Raw genomic sequence first — 252 nt, 5'->3', positions numbered from 1 at the left:
CCTGCAACTGCGCTTTCCAGCGCTCGACATTTCGTTGCAGGACCGCCTCGGACGCACCGGAGATCGGCAATTCTGTCAGTTTTTTCGCCAATTGCCCACGCAACCAGCTGTCATTGCAGGCCGAGTTGTGTGAAAGGGCCAAGTACAGGCCTGGCCGGTCCACCGGCAGGCCACGGGCGATCAGGTCATTGCTCATACCCAGGCTCTGGGCCATGGCCATGCCTGAATAGCGGCCAGCCAGCACATAGTCCA

Annotated in this window: 1 pseudogene; it reads right to left on the bottom strand. The window is 60.3% G+C overall.

Going from position 1 to position 252, the window contains the following annotated elements:
• Positions 1–252 (bottom strand): annotated as a pseudogene (locus tag SB756_RS32880) (ABC transporter substrate-binding protein); the annotation flags it as partial.

It is taken from the genome of Pseudomonas sp. SIMBA_068 (genome assembly GCF_046534705.1).
Classification (GTDB): domain Bacteria; phylum Pseudomonadota; class Gammaproteobacteria; order Pseudomonadales; family Pseudomonadaceae; genus Aquipseudomonas; species Aquipseudomonas putida.
This window is presented reverse-complemented; position numbering and strand designations above follow the sequence as displayed.